This window comes from Viridibacillus arvi (assembly GCF_001274945.1).
Classification (GTDB): Bacteria; Bacillota; Bacilli; order Bacillales_A; family Planococcaceae; genus Viridibacillus; species Viridibacillus arvi.
On the sequence record NZ_LILB01000005.1, the window covers coordinates 325647 to 344351 of the forward strand.

General features: G+C 34.7%; 15 protein-coding genes. 2 read left to right on the forward strand and 13 right to left on the reverse strand.

The window, feature by feature from the left end; genetic code table 11:
* Positions 1-13 precede the first annotated feature (13 nt).
* From AMD00_RS10900 to AMD00_RS10955, 12 genes are all read right to left on the reverse strand, one after another.
* The gene (locus tag AMD00_RS10900) at positions 14-913 is read right to left on the reverse strand and encodes an ABC transporter permease (RefSeq protein ID WP_053417100.1); all 900 of its coding nucleotides are present in this window, start codon (positions 911-913) and stop codon (positions 14-16) included.
* On the reverse strand, positions 913-1848 hold the full coding sequence (gene nikB, locus AMD00_RS10905; protein WP_053417101.1) for a nickel ABC transporter permease: 936 nt from the start codon (positions 1846-1848) through the stop codon (positions 913-915). The genes AMD00_RS10900 and nikB overlap by 1 nt, the downstream gene beginning before the upstream one ends.
* Positions 1848-3485 (reverse strand): ABC transporter substrate-binding protein, encoded by a 1638-nt coding sequence (locus AMD00_RS10910; protein WP_053417102.1) that lies wholly within the window; start codon positions 3483-3485, stop codon positions 1848-1850. The genes nikB and AMD00_RS10910 overlap by 1 nt, the downstream gene beginning before the upstream one ends.
* Positions 3486-3497: 12 nt before the next feature.
* Positions 3498-4916: a serine hydrolase domain-containing protein gene (locus tag AMD00_RS10915; RefSeq protein ID WP_053417103.1), complete on the reverse strand. Its 1419-nt coding sequence runs from the start codon at positions 4914-4916 to the stop codon at positions 3498-3500.
* Positions 4917-5027: 111 nt separating this feature from the next.
* Complete coding sequence (locus tag AMD00_RS10920; protein WP_157059236.1) at positions 5028-6053, reverse strand: dipeptidase; 1026 nt, start codon at positions 6051-6053, stop codon at positions 5028-5030.
* Between the two features lie 195 nt (positions 6054-6248).
* Positions 6249-7397 carry an o-succinylbenzoate synthase gene (gene menC, locus AMD00_RS10925; protein ID WP_245639500.1) on the reverse strand — a complete coding sequence of 383 codons (1149 nt, stop codon included), beginning with the start codon at positions 7395-7397 and terminating at the stop codon, positions 6249-6251.
* Between the two features lie 11 nt (positions 7398-7408).
* On the reverse strand, positions 7409-8227 hold the full coding sequence (locus tag AMD00_RS10930) for a GNAT family N-acetyltransferase (RefSeq protein WP_053417105.1): 819 nt from the start codon (positions 8225-8227) through the stop codon (positions 7409-7411).
* Between the two features lie 47 nt (positions 8228-8274).
* The gene (locus AMD00_RS10935; protein ID WP_053417106.1) at positions 8275-9123 is read right to left on the reverse strand and encodes a MurR/RpiR family transcriptional regulator; all 849 of its coding nucleotides are present in this window, start codon (positions 9121-9123) and stop codon (positions 8275-8277) included.
* A gap of 489 nt (positions 9124-9612) precedes the next feature.
* On the reverse strand, positions 9613-10422 hold the full coding sequence (locus AMD00_RS10940; RefSeq protein ID WP_053417107.1) for a YitT family protein: 810 nt from the start codon (positions 10420-10422) through the stop codon (positions 9613-9615).
* A 260-nt stretch (positions 10423-10682) separates the two neighbouring features.
* Positions 10683-11948, reverse strand: coding sequence for a M48 family metallopeptidase (locus tag AMD00_RS10945; RefSeq protein WP_053418266.1), 1266 nt, complete (start codon positions 11946-11948; stop codon positions 10683-10685).
* A 365-nt stretch (positions 11949-12313) separates the two neighbouring features.
* Positions 12314-14032 (reverse strand): MFS transporter, encoded by a 1719-nt coding sequence (locus tag AMD00_RS10950; protein ID WP_053417108.1) that lies wholly within the window; start codon positions 14030-14032, stop codon positions 12314-12316.
* A gap of 51 nt (positions 14033-14083) precedes the next feature.
* Positions 14084-14614 (reverse strand): PadR family transcriptional regulator, encoded by a 531-nt coding sequence (locus tag AMD00_RS10955; protein ID WP_053417109.1) that lies wholly within the window; start codon positions 14612-14614, stop codon positions 14084-14086.
* 411 nt (positions 14615-15025) lie between these two features.
* Between AMD00_RS10955 and AMD00_RS10960 the strand changes: the two genes are divergently transcribed.
* Both AMD00_RS10960 and AMD00_RS10965 read left to right on the forward strand, forming a co-directional pair.
* The gene (locus AMD00_RS10960) at positions 15026-16219 is read left to right on the forward strand and encodes a M20 family metallopeptidase (protein WP_053417110.1); all 1194 of its coding nucleotides are present in this window, start codon (positions 15026-15028) and stop codon (positions 16217-16219) included.
* A gap of 152 nt (positions 16220-16371) precedes the next feature.
* Entirely contained in the window at positions 16372-17160 is a 789-nt protein-coding gene (locus AMD00_RS10965; protein ID WP_053417111.1) for an EcsC family protein, read from the forward strand.
* 123 nt (positions 17161-17283) lie between these two features.
* On the opposite strand, the gene AMD00_RS10970 is transcribed toward AMD00_RS10965, so the two are convergent.
* Entirely contained in the window at positions 17284-18495 is a 1212-nt protein-coding gene (locus AMD00_RS10970; protein WP_053417112.1) for a NupC/NupG family nucleoside CNT transporter, read from the reverse strand.
* Positions 18496-18705 lie beyond the last annotated feature (210 nt).

Genomic DNA, 18705 nt, shown 5'->3' on the forward strand with positions numbered 1-18705 from the left:
CACCTCCTAACTATTAACCTTTTGATTTAGGATCAAAAACATCTCTTAAAGCATCGCCTAAAAAATTGACCGAAAAAACAACAGCTGTAATAGCAAGACCAGGGAAAGTAGCTAACCACCAAGCTTCATAAAGATAATCTTTGCCCTCACTAAGCATTGTTCCCCATTCAGACGTTGGTGGCTGAGCACCTAATCCAATAAAACTAAGTGCTGCTGTATCTAGTATCGCCACACCGATAAAAAGTGTTGTATAAACAATTAATACGCCAGTAACATTCGGTAAAAACTGTCTACGAAGAATCCAACTATGTGAACTACCTATTGAGCGGCTTGCTTCTACATATCCTGATGATTTAATCGTTAAAGCTGCTCCCCTTATTAATCTAGCAAATCCAGGAATGGAGGCTATACCTACCGCAAGCATCGCATTTGTTAAGCTTGGGCCCAATATCGCTACAATCGCAAGAGCTAAAATGATACTGGGTAAAGCTAATAATATGTCCATGATTCGCATTAGGATGTTATCAACTACTCCTCCAATGTAAGCGCAAATTAATCCAATGAATGTTCCCGCTACAAAAGTGATTCCCAGTGCGAAAACAGAAACAGACAAAGTAACTCGAACACCATATATTAGACGTGATAAAGTATCCCTTCCAATTGCATCAGTTCCTAGCAAATGCTCTTTACTTGGTGGCTGCAAAAGTGCGTCGTAGAAAAGTTTATTTGGATTATAAGGTGCAAGTATTGGAGCAAAAACTCCAATAATGACTATCAGGAAAAGAAATGCCAAGCAATATTTTGCACGCTTATAGGACATGATTTTTTTCAAGGTATCGAACTTTACATTTAAAGGAGCTTTAGGAATAGAACGAGCTTGAATAGGCTTATACGCTTCACTCAATTTGGTCATTAGCTCTCCTCCTTTACACTCAGCTCAACACGAGGATCAATAATGCTATACAAGATATCTACTAATATATTAATAGTTACATATACAACACCCATGAACAGAACTATTCCTTGGATCAGTGGGAAATCTCTTGACAAAATGGCTCCAATTGCTAGTGTTCCAATGCCTGGCCAATTAAATACTTGTTCAATAATAACCGCACCACCAAGTAAACCCGCAATTTGTAGACCAATTACCGTAACGACTGGAATGAGGACATTTCTAAATGCATGGCGAAAAACAATCAACCTCTCATCAAGACCTTTAGCTCTTGCCGTTCGAACATAATCATTAGAAAGAACTTCCACCATACCATTTCTCGTTAACCGACTGATCATAGTAGACCCAACAACCCCCAGCGTTACAGCAGGAAGAATAACATCTCTAATTCCAGTTCCTTCAGCAATCGGGAACCAATTCAAATTAACCGAAAAAATCATCACTAACAAAATCCCTAACCAAAAACTTGGAATTGAAACCCCTAACGTAGCTATTCCCATACAAAATGTATCAATCAGTGAATCTTTATATCTAGCAGCCAATACCCCCATTGAAATACCAATAATGATAGCAAATAGCATTCCTGCTGAGGCTAGCTTTATCGTCTCTGGAAAACGCTCTACTATTTCAGTTAATACTGGCCGACCTGTTTTTAATGATGTTCCAAAATCACCTTGAATCAAATTAGAAATAAAGTGACTGTATTGCACCAAAAGAGGCCTATCAAGCCCCATTTGGTGTGTAAGTTTTTCCACTTGCTCTGAGGTTGCATTAATACCTACCATTATTTTGACAGGATCACCTGGTATTAAGTGAATAAGCAAAAATGAAAAGATTGAAATGCCAAAGATCACAATAACACTTGATAATATTCGATTGATGATAAACTGTTTCATTATTGTTTCACCCAACTATCATGTATTAGCAATCCATTTGAATTAGAAAGTTTTAAACCTCGAACTCTCTTATTCACAATATAATATTCCTTTTGAGTATAAATAGGTGCCCAATACGCTTCTTCAACTATAATCTTTTGAGCTTCCGCGTATATTTTTTTTCTTTCTTCCGTTTCGATCGTTGTTCTTCCTTGTTCTAAAAGCGCATCAAGCTTAGCGTTTTGCACCCTTGCATGATTCAATCCACCAATTTGACTTGAGTGAAATAAAATATATAACACGTCAGGATCATTATAAGTATATTTTAAGAAGGAGATTTCATATTCTCCTTTTGATACCTTTTCCATCAAAGTACCAGCTTCTATTGTTTGGATGCTTAGATCGATTCCAATTTCTTTAAACATTGCTTGTACGATTTGGGCAGGTTGTTTATGCGTGCTATCGGTCAAAAGTTCAAATCGAAGAACTTCTCCATCCTTCTCCATTATTCCTGTACTATTTTTGCTCCAACCGGAGCTTTCTAGTAATTTAATAGCATTTTCTTGGTTGTATTTATTACCATAGCTTTCAACGTTAGGGTCATAGCCAAAAATTGTTGGTGGGAGAGGACCATTTGCTGGTTTTCCCTCTCCATTCAGTACAGCCTTAATAATTGTTTCCTTATTTAACGCCATATTTATTGCTTTTCTAACATTCTTATCTTTTAATATCTTGTTCTCTATATTCATTTCTAGAAATAACCCAATTCCTTGACTATCAATCTCGAGTACTTCAAACTTCTTGTTATTACGGTAACGTTGCGCATCTTTTGCAGCTGCATTAACAATATCAACGGATCCACTATCTAATGCTGCAATCATTGTCTGTGTATCTTTGATAAACTTATAAACTAGTTTTTCCGGATAGGCCTTTTCTTTATTTTCATAAAATGATTGTGACCATTTATATTCTTCATTTCTTACTAATGTAATCGATTGTCCGTTCACCCATTCTTTAAACTTCCAAGGTCCTACTCCTACTGGATTACGTCCATAATCATCTCCTTGCTTTTCTATAGCTGTAAGCGATAATGGTTGTAAATATCCTTCAAGTGCTAAATTGCTTAGGAATGGCGCTGATGGTACTACTAGCTCAATAACCAATGTCTGATCATCGGGTGCTGATACCGTTTTAATCCCCGCTATAAAGTTAGCTGCCACTTTTGCGCCTGTTTCGGGGTTTAAGATACGATCAAATGTTTCTTTATAGACTTTCGCTGTTAACGGTGTCCCGTCATGGAACACTATTCCTTGTCGTATTTTCAAGGTAATTGTTTTCCCATCCTTTGAAACGGTATAACTATCAGCTAAAAACGGTTTTATCTCATTTGTTTCTGGATCATTAGTTAGAAGTGAAGCTCCCATAAGACCAGTGATCCTACTAGCAACATTCATACCTGTCTTATGAGGATCAAGTGTATCAGGTTCTTCAGTTGCAGCAATTGTAATCGTACCACCAGATTGAGGAGTAGATTGGTTTAAATCATCACCTTGATCTTTGGTTGACTCCTTATCCGAACTACAAGCAGCCAAAATAAACATAGACAAAATAAAAACTGTAATTAATAGATAAGATTTCTTTAGATGTTTAACAACCAAATTTCTCCCCCCTTAATTCACTTTTGGAATTTGTCTATATCCACATTTAATTCTTACAATTGTTCCTTTTTCATCTCTTTTAAAACGCAGAATCAAATTCGAGTCTTTTATGTTAACTAAAAAAGTGTCTTCAGCAATTGGCTTAATAATCGATTGCATTCCATCTACATTTATATGAAGTTTTTCTGCTTCAACATGAAGTTTCACTTTCGATCCTTCACCAGATACAAATTCACCCTCGAATTCATTTAACTTTTCAGGTGATATATCAAATTCTTCCAAGCTAAAATGACAATCATGTATAGATTTACCTAGTTGTTCTGCAAATGCACTATATAAAAGTTGTGTAGAAGGTACTCCTGCTAAGTTAGTAAATGATACGCCTGCTAAACCTAATTCTGGAATCATATTCAATTGAGCAGCTACTCCTTTAATGGAGCCTCCATGTTCTATCAATCGATAGCCAAAATAGTCAGGTGTTATCATTAAACCATATCCGTAATATCTCTCATGATCACATTGGATATAAGGTGTTGTCATTAATTCAACGCTCTCTGGTGTCAGTATTTGTACTGAATCTACTTTCCCGTTATTTCTAAAGATTTCTGAATATTTAACCATATCATTTATAGTAGATTTCAAAAATCCTGCTGCACGCATAGCCGGAGCATCCCATGGATTATTGGATTCAAACACAATCGTTTCTTCATCTTTTTTTCGTGAATTATAAAGTGTTGCAACATCCTCGTGTCCTTTTAATTCTTCATAATGAAATACACTTTGGTGCATACCTGCTGGGTCTAAAATATAATCTTTCATATACTGTTCGTAACTGATTCCACTGACTCGTTCGATAATAGTGCCTAAAAGGGCATAACAATCATTTGAATAGCTAAACTCTGTACCTGGAGCACCTAGTAATGTAAAATCTGCATTCGCGATATCTTTCATTAGTTCCTCATATGTTTCAATAGACGGTATCTTTGATAAATCCATGTCTGGCTTTCCCTCTTCTTCAAATGTTGGATCTAGTAACATACTCGTACGCATTGCACCTGTTAATGCGGGTAAAGGCGGTATTCCTGCAGAATGAGTCATAAAGTGATGAATCGTCATTTGTTTCGTATAATCTTCATTATTAGTTTTGAATTCTGGTAAATATTTCACAACAGCATCGTGTACAGACAGTTTTCCAGCCTCTTGTAGCTGGAGAATAGCCACACATGTAAATGATTTCGTTACTGAACCGATTCCAAATACAGTATTAGAGGATAGAGGAAGCTCCTTTTCTATATTTCGATAGCCAAAATCATTTTCATAAAATAATTGACCGTCCTTCGCTAAGCCCATTGCAAAGCCTGGAATCTGATATTTCTTCGTCATCTCACCGGCATACTGATCGAATTCTTTCATCATTGTTTCTTGTTTCATATTATCCATCTCTCCATTTCCGAATTTTCTGATTTTTTTAAACAAAAAAATATATCTATTAAAATTTATCTCTAAAATACTTGTACCCGTTAAATCTGAACATTCGTTTTATCACTTAAAGATTCGAAGGAAATTCCCTCCTAATAACGCTTCAATCTCATTTCCTTTATAGCCTCGATTTATAAGACCTTCGATAAATAGAGGAATTTCTTGATGACCTGAAATGACATCGAATGGCTTACGTGGTATATTCGCCAAATCAGCTGGTGACATATATTTAATTAAATCTTCACAAAGATCTAACCCGATTCCAACATGCTGAATACCTGCAACTTTTACTAGATGATCGACATGATTGATGAGATACTCTATATTACAATTAGCATCATCATCAGCAACTAGTAAGCTTGCTGCATTTACTCCAATCACACCATTTTTTGAAGCTATGGCTAGAATCTGTTCATCCGTTAGATTTCGCATCGTCGAAAAAAGTGAGCGAGCATTTGAATGTGATGCAATGATTGGTTTGTTGCTTATTTCCATCACATCCCAGAATCCTTCATCATTCAAATGAGAGACATCAATTGTTATTCCTAGTTTCTCAGCTTCTTCAATCACTTTGACTCCAAAACTTGTGATGCCCCCTTTTCTTCCTTCACGAATTGGCTGAAAGAAACTCCCATCCCCTATGGCATTTCTTCTACTCCAAACTAACCCAAGATTCCGTACACCTAATTCGTAAAATACTCTTAATAGACTAAGGTCCGTTCCTAATGGCTCTGCCCCTTCTATAGACAATAAGAATCCGATTTTCCCCAATTGTTTAGCACATTCCATATCCTCTCCGTTATAGCAAATCATCAATTTTTCTGGAGATTCTTGTACCTCTTCATATAAGTAACTTATCTGACTCAATGCTTTTCGAAGGCCCATTTCCGGAAGAAAACTACTGTCAACATATAGAGCAGCTACTATGATGTTTACTCCACCTGCTACTAAACGTTCATAATAATCCGTTTCAATAATCTTTCTTCTGCCTTTTTCACGTTGAATCTGTACATCAGATAATATATCAGAATGCCCGTCAATAACTAACGGACTATTCTGGTTTTTTTGATTATAAAACTGATTCTCCATTCTTCTCATCCTCCAATAATTATTGGTTTATTTTCCGTAAAGTATATTTCTTGTTTAAAAAATTGAGTTAAACTACCAAATCTATTTTGTCATAAGCTCTTTACTTTTTGAAAAATATTAAGAGAATAAACATCATTTATCTACAATCGTTTAATTGAATTGTTTTTTGGGGGATTAATGCCCAATTTTAATGATTTATGGCTTCAAAGAAATCTTATTGTTTTTCGTAACTGTTTTAATTTCTACTCGGTACAATTCAAGTACTTCACGGTTTATTTCATAACCTATACCAGGACTATCTGGTATCGTGATCATGCCATTTTTGACGGTGACCTCTGGCTCAATGATATCCTTTTCCCAATATCTATTTGAAGATGCTGTATCACCTGGTAAAACAAATTGAGAAAGGCTTGTTAGTGCAATATTATGGGCCCGACCAATACCAGATTCAAGCATTCCTCCGCACCAAACAGGGATTCCTTTCTCAAGACAATAGTTGTGAATTTTTAACGATTCGGTTAATCCTCCAACACGACCGATTTTAATATTAATAATCTTACAACTACCTAACTCTATAGCTTTTCTAGCATCTTCTAATGAATGAATACTTTCATCTAAACAAATGGGAGTAGATAACTGTGCTTGTAATTTTGCATGATCAATAATGTCATCATGCGCTAACGGCTGTTCAATCATCATTAAATCTAATTCATCAAGTCTTTTTAACAGTTCTATATCCTTCAACGTATAAGCTGAATTTGCATCTGCCATCATATCTAAATTAGGAAAATGTTGTCTAACTTCTTTCAAAACGTCATAATCCCAACCTGGCTTTATTTTAATTTTGATCCGTTTATAACCTTCATCTACATGATTACTTATAATTTCTAAAAGCTCTTTTACAGATGATTGAATGCCTATACTAATTCCAACTTCTATTTGCTTCTTTTCGCCTCCAAGGGCATTCGCCAATGTTTGATTGCTACGTTTCGCAAATAAATCCCAAACCGCTCCCTCTAATGCAGATTTTGCCATATTATTTCTCCGAATAGATCTAAACCTTTCTGACACTTCTTGTGGATGAGCGATAGGATCCTTTATTAGCAAGGGAATAAGAATATCTGTCATCATGTGTTCATTCGTTTTTACAGTCTCTTCACTATACCAAGGACTTGCAAAAGCGACGGATTCACCAAAACCTGATAGGCCATTTTCATCAACTATTTCGATGACAAAAAATTCTCTTTCTTGAAATGTACCGAAGCTTGTGGTAAATGGTTCTTTTAATTTCATTACAAGTCGATGTAGGCTTACTTCTTGAATATCAATTGGACTATAGGTCATAGTTTTCCCTCCTAATTTCCGACTAAAGCTAAACTATTACGTTTTCGAAACTCATAATAACTCACTTTTTCTTTTGAATTACGTCTTACATCCACTGCTACATAGTCATTTAAATACAATTTTTGAAACCATTTTCTCGTTTTATAACGCCATTCCAGCGCAAGATTGGGCTGTTGCTGTTTCATTTGTTGGAAATTCTCGGGTATTGGTATTAAGACCACATCTTCATCTATTATTAGCTCTGTCTCAGTGCTAAAAACCGGAAACTGACTCTTATCGAGCTCTGTTTCAATCAATGGTTCATAACTATGGACTTCATCATTCTTTTGTCCACTCTGGATATGATCACTACGAATCCACCACTCTACTAAAAATCTGTCAGTAGGAATTCCTTTATTCAGAGGATCTTCCATCACCCCGTAATGATTTTCCAAGTAGGAGGCGGCAATGCCTTTTAACTTATGTAGATTCAAGTACGCGTTAACGCTTTCTAAAGGGTCGTATGTCCACACAATTAATGAATAGCCCATTTCAAGCGCACATTCCTTCTGAGCAGCTTTTAATTTTTCTCCTAATCCACCCTTTTGATAAGCTGGTAAAACACCGAGCATATGAGAACATAAATATGCTTTGCCATTCTTAAATCCCGGGAAGCTATATTGATAGCCTACTAGTTCATCATTATCATAAGCGCCTAGTATCATTCCACCATTCTTCGATGCTGTATACGTTTGGTGTATAGGTGTAACTGGCATGTTCCACACCTGTTCTTCAATAAGCTGCGTGGCTCTTATCTCTTCGATTTCTACTAATCTTTTAATCTGCAACATTCTACACCTCGCCTATTTTTCTTTATAAACATCAGCAGAGTTTTATCTCATTCTCCAAAAAAACGGTTTAATTGTAGCTCTTCGTATACTTTTGTTCTTTTTGCAAACTGTTCTGAATTTTTCACTGCTACAGCACCGACTATAGCGTTCATCAACGAAAATACTGCAGGTGCGACATCTAATGTAGATTTAATTGGTAGCTGTACAGTAAATAAGATATCCGCATGTTCTCGAATAGGAGCAACCTCTGAATCAGTAATACCAATTACAAACGCACCTTGACGCTTTGCTTCTTTCGCCATGTTAATGGTTTCCAAAGCATAACGATGAAATGAAAATGCAACAAAAGTGCTTCCCTCATTCATTTCACTAATACGCAACATAATATCATCTGTATCAGGCCTGAATAATCTTACATTCCCACGCATTAAATCGAGAGTGAACGAAAACCACTGAGCCATTGCATGAGATGATCGAACACCTGATACAAGAACTCTTTCTGATCGTGCTAAATGATCAACTGCTTTAGTAAAATCTTCTACATTTAGCCTCTCAGCTGTTTGCAATATCACCTCAGCATCCTTTACCATCATTTTTTTTGAAAATTCTTGATCCATATCAGTGGAATTTTTCATATGGTGGAATTCAAACAAACTACTTTTCTTATTGAGCAGTTGTTCTTGAACATCCTTTTGCAAAGCACTATAGCCACTATATCCAAGTGCGTGACTAAATCGAATAACCGTAGTTTCACTGACATTAATCTCCTGTCCTACTTGAACACCTGAGTTCATCGCAAACGCCTCTGGATTTGCAAGAAAATGTTTTGCTACCATCTTTAAACCTTTTGAAAATTCATCATATTTGGATTGAACTTTTGATTTTAATGCATCCATTTATCTATCTCCTGTTTCTCGAAGGATTTCCTTTTTTTTTATTATAATGAAGTTTATTCTTTTTTTCAACGAAAATTACAATAAATTCAGAAAATTATAAATTAATTTATGCCTTGTTTTAGTTTTAGGAATAGTTTTATTTCAAGTGTATACAAATTTTTCTTCATTCTTTATAAAACGTACGATGCCTTCAAATCTCCATTTATATTAGAGACTTATCTCCAAATATAAGTAACAAGAACTATTAACTAGACAATTAATGAACATTAAAAAAGTGTCTTTAAAAGGAATTCTTCCCCTTCTAAAGACACTTCAATTTGTTAAGTTCTCCAATATGTAGAGGTTTTCCAAAAGAATACAGGTACCAAATAATCTTGCTGACTAATCTGACACCTCTGTATTTTTTCCTCTATAAAAAAAATAAAAGCAATTACCTCTTATCATTTTCACATGATTTATTGAGATAACTGCTTCTATATTTAATAACTCTTATCCACGGTGGAACATCCCTATAACTTCTTTTGTCTCTGTGATGTTCACAAACGCATTTGGATCGACTTCAGTAATCATTTCTTTAACTTCTGATAATTGATAACGAGTGATAACAGTAATAAGGACTTTTCTACCTTCACCAGTATAAGCTCCCTCACCATCCATAATTGTCACTCCACGATAAAGATTCGCAAGTAACTTCTCCTTCACTTCGTCACCTTTACCGGTAATAATCATGACAGTGAGTTTGATGTGATTCGTATGAATCGTATCAATAACTTTCCCAGTCGCATAGATAGTTACAAGCGTATATAAAGCTGCATCCCAGCTAAATACAAAACCTGAAATTATTACAACGATCGCGTTCATCGCAGAAATCATTGCTCCAAGTGGAAAATCTCTTTTCTTATTTAGAAGCATCGCAATAATATCAAAGCCACCTGATGAACCAGATGCTTTAAAAATTATTCCAATACCAATTCCCGTAATAACACCACCAAACAGTGAAGCTAGTAGTGGTTCATGTGTTACTTGATAAACCGGAATCACATACAAACTGACTGAAAGTACTAGTACGGAAAGAATCGTATATCCAATAAATCGTTTACCTAATTTCATTACACCAATAATTAGTAAAGGAAGATTTAATAAAAAGTTTAACAGACCTGTATTTAAAGGCGTTACAAGACCAAGCATGATTGCAATACCACTTAATCCACTGCTGAGAATTTCATGAGGAATTAACAAAAAGTTATAAGCAAAACCAACTAAAATAGAACCAATTGTAATGATAAAAATATTGCGCATAGCTACTCTCCCTACCAAATAATCCTGTGCCACCATTTTTTTATTCTTTATAAAAAAATCACACAACATTTCATACTAGCGCTTCCGAATCTTAACTCATTAATCATGTAATAAGCGCAATTGAATTATATTATAGTTGAGTTTTAACGAATAAAAAATTTAATAGTTTTTTCTGAAAAATAGGAATAACTATAACCAAGCAGTAACAACATGAATTGTTGACAAGTATAAATATATGAACAATTCATGTACAATCTTCATTACTCTTCTATACTTGTTTGATCGGCAACTTTATAAATTCTTTCTAACATTGGAGGATGCGTATAACGGAACCATTTCACAAGCAATGACGGGTTTACTTCACTTAATCCAGATTTCGTGAGTTTTTGAAACGCCGTTACCGCTGCTTCTTTGTCCCCCGTTAACTCTATTGCATAATGGTCAGCTCTTGATTCCTGATATCTAGAAAAATAATTCGAGAGCGGACTTGATGCGAATAATAAAACCGATGTAATCAGTAAAAACAATGGAAGCGAACTTATATCATTAATTTTCTTTATTTTTAATACCTTTCCATATCTTGCAATAATCCATGTCATAATCCTCGACGTGAGCCAAAGTCCAATAAGCGTCATAAAAATATAACCAGCCATGCCAAAATAAATATGTTTCTCGACATAATGTCCCATTTCATGTGCCATTATGAATAGAATTTCTTTATCTGATAAACGATTTAATGTAGTATCCCACAGCACAATCCTCGAATTCCTACCAACACCAGTAACATAAGCATTCAAAGCATTCGTCTTTTCCGCCATGTTCACTTCAAACACATGCTCAGCTGGAATATTTGCCTGTTCGGCTAACGACAAAATCTTTGTCTCTAATTCTTTATTTTTCAACGGGTAAAAATCATTATATAACGGGGCAATTACTACCGGTTGGATAAACATGATAAAAATAGAGAAAGGTATCGTTAATAGCCAGGCATATAGCCACCATCTCTTGGTACTTTTTTTTATGAGCCAATAAAGAACCAACACAACTATTACTGTCATGCCGAAGTTAACCCAAAAGTCTATCACACCATCCCTCATCCAAGAAGAAAAGCTTTGGGTACTAATTCCATACTTTTTACTTAAGGAAAAGCTATAATAGTCCATTGGAAATAATACAATATACGTAAGCAGAGATAACAAAAATAGATAGATTACATTTTTTACGATTGTCCATTTGGAAAGTGCTGCTGACCATTTTTCTAACATAAAAGATAGCCCTACAAGCAATATTAAGAAGTAGACGAGCCATTCAAACGGAGTCGCTACAAAAAAGAGGAAATTCCTAATTTTCGAGTACTCTCCACTTAATAGTAATTCGTGCTCGTTCATAAACATCGCTGGATCAGCGACAGTTCCCTTTAAAGCAGCTGGTATACTGCTACCACCACTATGAAAAATATAAAAATACATCGCTAAAGCATACACACCAAATAACAATAGAGCTGATATTCCCCACTTTTTTGCTATGTCGTTCACTCCCTTGTTCAGTTCGTTCTACAATAAGTGTAATCTAAAATGACAAAGATAGAACAGATTTCTATGTTAAAGCTTTATTAACATTAGATAAATCCAGACACAAATTAAATTTGGAAGTAAACTTTGTCCATTTGAAATAATTTATAAGATTATTCTTTCCCAATATGAGCAAATTCATGATTTCTTTATTTGTTTATGTATACAAAAATTCAAATTAAATTAGTTAACGCATTAGCACTATGTTGTGTTTTATAAACCAACATAATGCCATTACATATTACTTTATATCCTTTGGAAAATAGTTAATAAAAGTAGTTTAAGAGCTTTTACTCTATCTAATCCACCATAATTCCACACTATACTAAATCACGTCTTCGCCCAATAAACAACAAACTCACTAATCCACAAACCAAAATTATTGGCGCGCTTACTTTATATAAATCAGTAAAGCTACTTGCTAACTCTTTTTCTGCGTATTGATCAATATCCTTTGAGTATTTTAGAATTTCTGTATTTATTTTCTGTGATTCCTTTTCAACTTCTTTTGATACCTGTTTAGTTATCTCGGCTTTCTTAATTTCTTTAAACTCCTCAGGAACTCCTTTTAGTACTGTGATTACATTTTGTTGTATTAAAGCTTCTTTTTGTTCCTTGGTCATGCCATTGAGTTTTTCTTTTTGATTATTTTTCTTAGTTTCTTCTAAACCTTTATTATTTATTTTTTCATAAACTACATGTAATATTTTATCTTGCTCTTTTTTATCTACATGAATTTCACGTACTTTTTCTTCTGCGTATTGTTCAATTTTATTTTTATTAATTGTTAGATTATGCGTTAAACTAGATACAAATATTGCAACTGCTAATACTATACCTACTTGTCGTAACATGGATACAACACTTTGGGAAGCTGTTAATAACTCACCTTCAAATGAGGATGCAGTTAATATTGTTATTGGTCCTACAACTAAACCGTATCCAATTCCAAGAACCATACAAGGTAAAATAATTTCTTTGTTAGTCGACTGAATACTAATCATTTGTAGCCAATAATATGAAACGCTCATAGCTATAAATCCTAACAATATTATAGGAACCTTCCCAATTTTGTTGATAAGAATTCCTGCAAATGGAGAAACCAAGAATATCATAGCTGAAATGGGTGTTACTAATAATGATGCTATTAATTCTGTTCGATTCTGCATTTTTGTAAGGAATGTAGGAAGTAATACGGTTACTCCGATTAAAAACAAATTGCTTAGTATAACAACAATTGATGCACCGACAAAAATTCGATCTTTAAATAGCTGTAAATTCACCATTGGAGAAACCACTTTTCTCTCAACTACTATAAATAATATGAAAGAAATGATACTAGAAATGTAACATGCCCATGCAACCCCACTCATCCACCCCCATGTATTACCTTTTACTAAAACTAAAGTGAATAAGAAAATAGTTGAACTACATAGTACACATCCAATCCAATCTATTTTAGATACGACACGTTCTTCATTTCTAACCTGTAATAAAACAAAGCAGAGTATAATTCCGATTATACAAATTGGGATATTAACAAAGAATACCCATCTCCATCCTAAATTTTGTGTAATCACCCCGCCTATCACAGGACCCAGGGCTGCAGATAGACCTTGTGTAACACCTAAAATTCCAAGAGCAATATTCCTCTTTGCTAATGGCATTGCTGATACACCAATTACCATACTAGTTGGAAATAATATAGCTGCGCCTATACTTTGAATAAATCGAGATAAAATCAGAAAATCACCGGTATTTGCAAAAGCACATAATACTGAGCCAAATCCAAATACAAATAATCCAATAATGTACATTTTTGCTTTACCAAAAATATCTGCAATACGTCCTAACGGAATCGCTAAAACTGCAATTGACATTGTATATATATTTAAAATCCATGACATCTTTTCTAATGTAGTGCCCAGGCTAGATTGTATTGCTGGTAAAGCTATATTCATAATAGTCGTATCGATCATACAAAGGAAAATACCTAAACACATTAAGAAGACGATTTTAATACCTTTAGATTGCTCCATGTGAATCTCCCCCTTTAATTATCTAAACAATTCACTTTCAAAATTATTTTACTACTCAAGCGCATCTTTTTTCTTAAGCTGCGTTAACTTTCTCTTTAATGTTTCTACTTCTGCGGTATAAGTTGCAATCCCGATTTCTAATGAAACCTCTTCTTCAAATGTTATGCCTTTTTTCCACGTTTCGTATTTTGACAAAAGATCTTCGATATCTGCTTCTTTTCTTTTAATTTCTTCTTCCATCCACTTTTGAATAGTTGATACATCACTATATTTACCAAAATACATGCGCATCAAAAAATCAGAACGCAATACTTCCTTTTCTACATCACTTTGCAAATACTGTTGGAACTCTTTTCGTCCTTCGTCGGTTATGAAAAACATTTTTTTATTTGGTTTTCCGTCTTGCATCACTACTTCTTTTCTAATTTTCCCGTCCTTCTCCAACTGTCTTAAAGTTGGATAAATCATCCCAAAGCTTCCATCAAAGAAATGCGTAAATATTTCTTCAAAAACCATTTTTATATCATAACCTGATAGCTCTTTCTCCATCAATAATCCTAAAACGACGTCTCTCCCCTTCATACAAACACCCTCACAATTTATATTTTCATTATTCATATTAACAATGTTAATATCATTTATGATAATACATTATATGGATTCAATTGTAAAATGATACTAAAAAAAATAATTTAATTTTGCAGTAAAATTAATTCCCTTATGCAAATGGCTTAGTACTACTCTCTACATTGGAAAGAGGGAATACTCGAGGATTATAGGATTGGTTTTACTTCTATAACAATTCTTGCTCTACTTTCTAAAGAGCATTTATTACATGCTTATAACTAAAAAACAGAGCGAATAATGTTTTAACATCAATCACTCTGTTTGTTTTTATAAAATTATAGTTTTTTAAATATTAAAATTATTTTGATTTATATCAATATTAGAGGTTATTATTAAGTTACAAAATATAGGGAGATGTGTTGCTGAATGACAGTTAATTACGACTTTTTATTACATCATCAACAGACTATTAAGGAAGATCTTTTAAATCTCGTACAAGCAGAGTCACCCAGTCACGAAAAGAATCTCGTTGATATAACAGGTAATCTGATTAAGACTATAATCCAAAAGCGTCTTGGTAAAGATTACATCTGTACGGAATATATTAATAACCAATATGGAAATCACCTCCTATTCCAGAAAGAACATTCTCCAAAACCTCGTGTTTTATTTCTTTGTCACTTTGACACGGTTTGGCCAAAAGGTGAATTACCAATTCATTTTGAAGATGAATTGTTTTATGGGCCAGGAGTGTTTGATATGAAAGCAGGATTGTTGTCATCTATTTGGGCGATTTCTTCATTAGAAAACACTTTAGAAGCGTTACCGATATCTCCTGTATTTTTACTTTCTTCAGATGAAGAAATAGGTAGTTTATCTTCAAGAGATTTGATTGAAGAGGTGGCAAAAACATGTGAAGCGGTTTTTGTGATGGAGCCCCCTGAAGCCGAAACGAGTAACCTAAAAACAGCTAGAAAAGGTATGGGGATGTATCAATTAGAAGTACAAGGAATAAGTACACACGCAGGAAATAACCATGAAGATGGTGTCAACGCTATATTAGAGATATCTTACCTAGTACAACAACTTCAAGAGCTAACAGATTATGCTAAAGGGACTACGGTGAACGTAGGTGTGATTCGTGGTGGAACAACGATTAATGTAGTGCCAGAATACGCTTCCATTGACGTAGACTTTCGAATTTCTACATTATTTGAAGCGGAAAGAATTATGCAAGCAATCGAACAACTTACTCCGAAAAACCCACTTGCTAAACTGAGTATAACTGGTGAATTGAACCGTCCACCACTTGAGAGAAACGAAGCCAATCAACAATTATTTAAACTTGCGCAAGAAGCAGGAAGAAAATTGAACATTGTGGTTAATGAATCTAGTGTAGGAGGAGCAAGTGATGGGAACTTCACTTCTGCTTTAGGTATTCCAACGATTGATGGACTAGGTATTCCGGGAGATGGAGCCCATGCCAGAAATGAGCATATTCAATTCGATATGTTTGCAAAACGTTGTGCCCTAGTTGCAGAGCTATGTATTGCATTTGGAGATAAATTTGTAAATGACTATAATTTTATTAACAATAAAGAAGAACGTATAACAAAATAACAAAAACGTAGAATTCATAAATGATAAATGTTAGGTATCAAGCTATGAAGAAATTCATAGACTGATACCTTTTTGTTCCTCTTACTAGAAGTGAAACTTTGCATCCACATATACGTATTACTAGTATTCAACAGAAAGAGGCGATTTTAAGAGTGGATGATTCAAGGGAATGGTTATCAGAAGAATTGAAAAAGGTAGAAGCATGGGAAAAAGATCAAAATGATTTATGGTTTTTTGAGAAAATTGGGCGGTTGCCCTTTAAGATTATTGATAAATGGACACCTAAGTTCATTCAAGATAAAATTGGCATTCTACTGGACGAGCTTGGACAATATGTTCAAACAGGTGGAAACTACCTTAGTTCAATATCTAAAATCCCATCGTATTATCCTAAACTAGAGGTACAAACGATTGAGGATGTAAAAACTCTTCCTATCTCTAAGATGGATCAAGCTGTAGATGGGCTAACTAAAAACAGAAAAAACTTAGCCACCCTGCAAGGAGCTGGAACCGGCATTGGAGGTATTTTCACATTATCAATTGATATTCCTCTTCTTTTAGGTTTACAGTTAAAAACTATACAAGACATCGCAATTTGCTATGGCTATGATCCAAATGATAAAAAGGAACGTTTATTTATCATAAAATGTCTTCAATTTATCTCCTCTGACATTGTTGGTAAGGAAGCAATCCTTTCCCAATTATCCATGTTTGATAACCAAGATGAATCAGCGAAACGAGAAGTTCTATCTGAAATGCAAGGTTGGCGTGAAGTCGTGTATTCTTACCGAGATCAATTTGGTTGGAAGAAGCTGTTTCAAATGATCCCGATTGCCGGTCTCCTATTCGGTGCATTCATTAATCGTTCAGCAGTGCATGATATAGCGGAAGCGAGCAAAATGCTATACAGAAAGAGAAGGATCATTGAAAAATTGGATTAAATTGAGTTTGACTCCTTCAATTTTGAAAAAAATAATACCTTACCTATCATTGGGTAAGGTCTGGCATACAATTATTTACACTCTAATTAATATCCTTGCTTGCGTTTAAATCCGTACTATAAATTATAAAAACATGCCTGCTATGGCGGCGCTTAATAATGAAGCCAACATCCCTGAGGCGACAGCTCTAAATCCTAAGCGTGCAACATCATCGCGACGGCTCGGTGCCATCGAACCTAAACCACCTAACAACATCGCCATCGAGCTTAAGTTTGCAAATCCACATAATGCGAAGCTTACTACAATTACTGTTTTCGGAGATAATGATGCAATTTCAGGTGCAAAAGCAGAATAAGCAACGAATTCGTTTAGTACTAACTTTTGCCCGATAAAAGATCCAGCTTGAACTGCTTCTGACCAAGGGACACCGATAACAAATGCAAGTGGTGAAAAAATAAACCCTAAAATCCCCTCAAGTGTTAGCCCTTTAAATCCAAAAATACTCCCTAATCCGCCTAATAGTCCATTAAGAAGTGCTATTATTGCGATAAAAGCAAGTAACATGGCCCCTACATTTAACGCAAGTTTTAATCCATCACTAGCACCTCGTGCAGCTGCATCAACGACGTTGACAGATGAATCATCTTTTTCCATTGTAAAGTTTTCTTCATTCACAACTTCCGTTTCTGGAATCATGATTTTCGCTAAAATTAATCCTGCGGGAGCAGCCATAAAGCTCGCAGCAACCAAATATTCTAGCGGAACTCCTAATAATGCATATCCTACTAAAACTGATCCAGAAACCGAAGCAAGTCCACCGGTCATAATAGCAAAAAGCTCTGATTTTGTCATATTCGCTATAAACGGTCGAATAACAAGAGGTGCCTCCGTCTGCCCTACAAAAATATTAGCTGCAGCCGAAACAGATTCTGCCTTACTAGTTCCCAAAAGCCTTGAAAGAGCTCCACCGAGAATTCGTATAAAGAACTGCATAATGCCTAAATAATATAAAACGGAAATTAGAGACGAGAAGAAAATGATAACGGTCAATACTTGAAAAGCAAAAACAAAACCGAAATTTTCTGTATCTGCTGCGGGACCAAATACGAAGGAAATCCCTTCATTTGCATAAGAAATTAAATTTTGTATACCATTAGAAAAAGCTAGGAGACCTTCACGCCCTGTTTCCCATTTCAAAACAATAAAAGCAAACAAAATTTGAATTATTAATCCTCCTAAAACCGTTCGCAATTTGATTGATTTTTTTGAACTTGACAATAAAAAAGCTATCCCAAGAATAGCAATAATACCGCAAATCCCCCATAATACGTTCATATTAGACACCTTCTTATTATGTAGTATAAATACAATACCTTTTATCAAATACCTCATCTAACAACAGAAAACAATAAAGCATCATCACAAATAGTACAAAGGATGAAAATTGAACATTGTTCTCATTTCTCAACCTTTTCAACTACTTCAAAACAACCGTTTCTAATGAATAACTAATCTAGAAATAGTCTTTCCCTAAATCAAAAAAAA

Coding starts and splice junctions, on each gene's coding strand:
- AMD00_RS10920 (WP_157059236.1), bottom strand. CDS start 6,053: ATGGAGAATCAGTTTTATAATCAAAAAAACCAGAATAGTCCGTTAGTT.
- menC (WP_245639500.1), bottom strand. CDS start 7,397: ATGACCTATAGTCCAATTGATATTCAAGAAGTAAGCCTACATCGACTT.
- AMD00_RS10955 (WP_053417109.1), bottom strand. CDS start 14,614: ATGAAGGGGAGAGACGTCGTTTTAGGATTATTGATGGAGAAAGAGCTA.
- AMD00_RS10935 (WP_053417106.1), bottom strand. CDS start 9,123: ATGGATGCATTAAAATCAAAAGTTCAATCCAAATATGATGAATTTTCA.
- AMD00_RS10970 (WP_053417112.1), bottom strand. CDS start 18,495: ATGAACGTATTATGGGGGATTTGCGGTATTATTGCTATTCTTGGGATA.
- nikB (WP_053417101.1), bottom strand. CDS start 1,848: ATGAAACAGTTTATCATCAATCGAATATTATCAAGTGTTATTGTGATC.
- AMD00_RS10930 (WP_053417105.1), bottom strand. CDS start 8,227: ATGTTGCAGATTAAAAGATTAGTAGAAATCGAAGAGATAAGAGCCACG.
- AMD00_RS10915 (WP_053417103.1), bottom strand. CDS start 4,916: ATGAAACAAGAAACAATGATGAAAGAATTCGATCAGTATGCCGGTGAG.
- AMD00_RS10900 (WP_053417100.1), bottom strand. CDS start 913: ATGACCAAATTGAGTGAAGCGTATAAGCCTATTCAAGCTCGTTCTATT.
- AMD00_RS10950 (WP_053417108.1), bottom strand. CDS start 14,032: ATGGAGCAATCTAAAGGTATTAAAATCGTCTTCTTAATGTGTTTAGGT.
- AMD00_RS10960 (WP_053417110.1), top strand. CDS start 15,026: ATGACAGTTAATTACGACTTTTTATTACATCATCAACAGACTATTAAG.
- AMD00_RS10940 (WP_053417107.1), bottom strand. CDS start 10,422: ATGCGCAATATTTTTATCATTACAATTGGTTCTATTTTAGTTGGTTTT.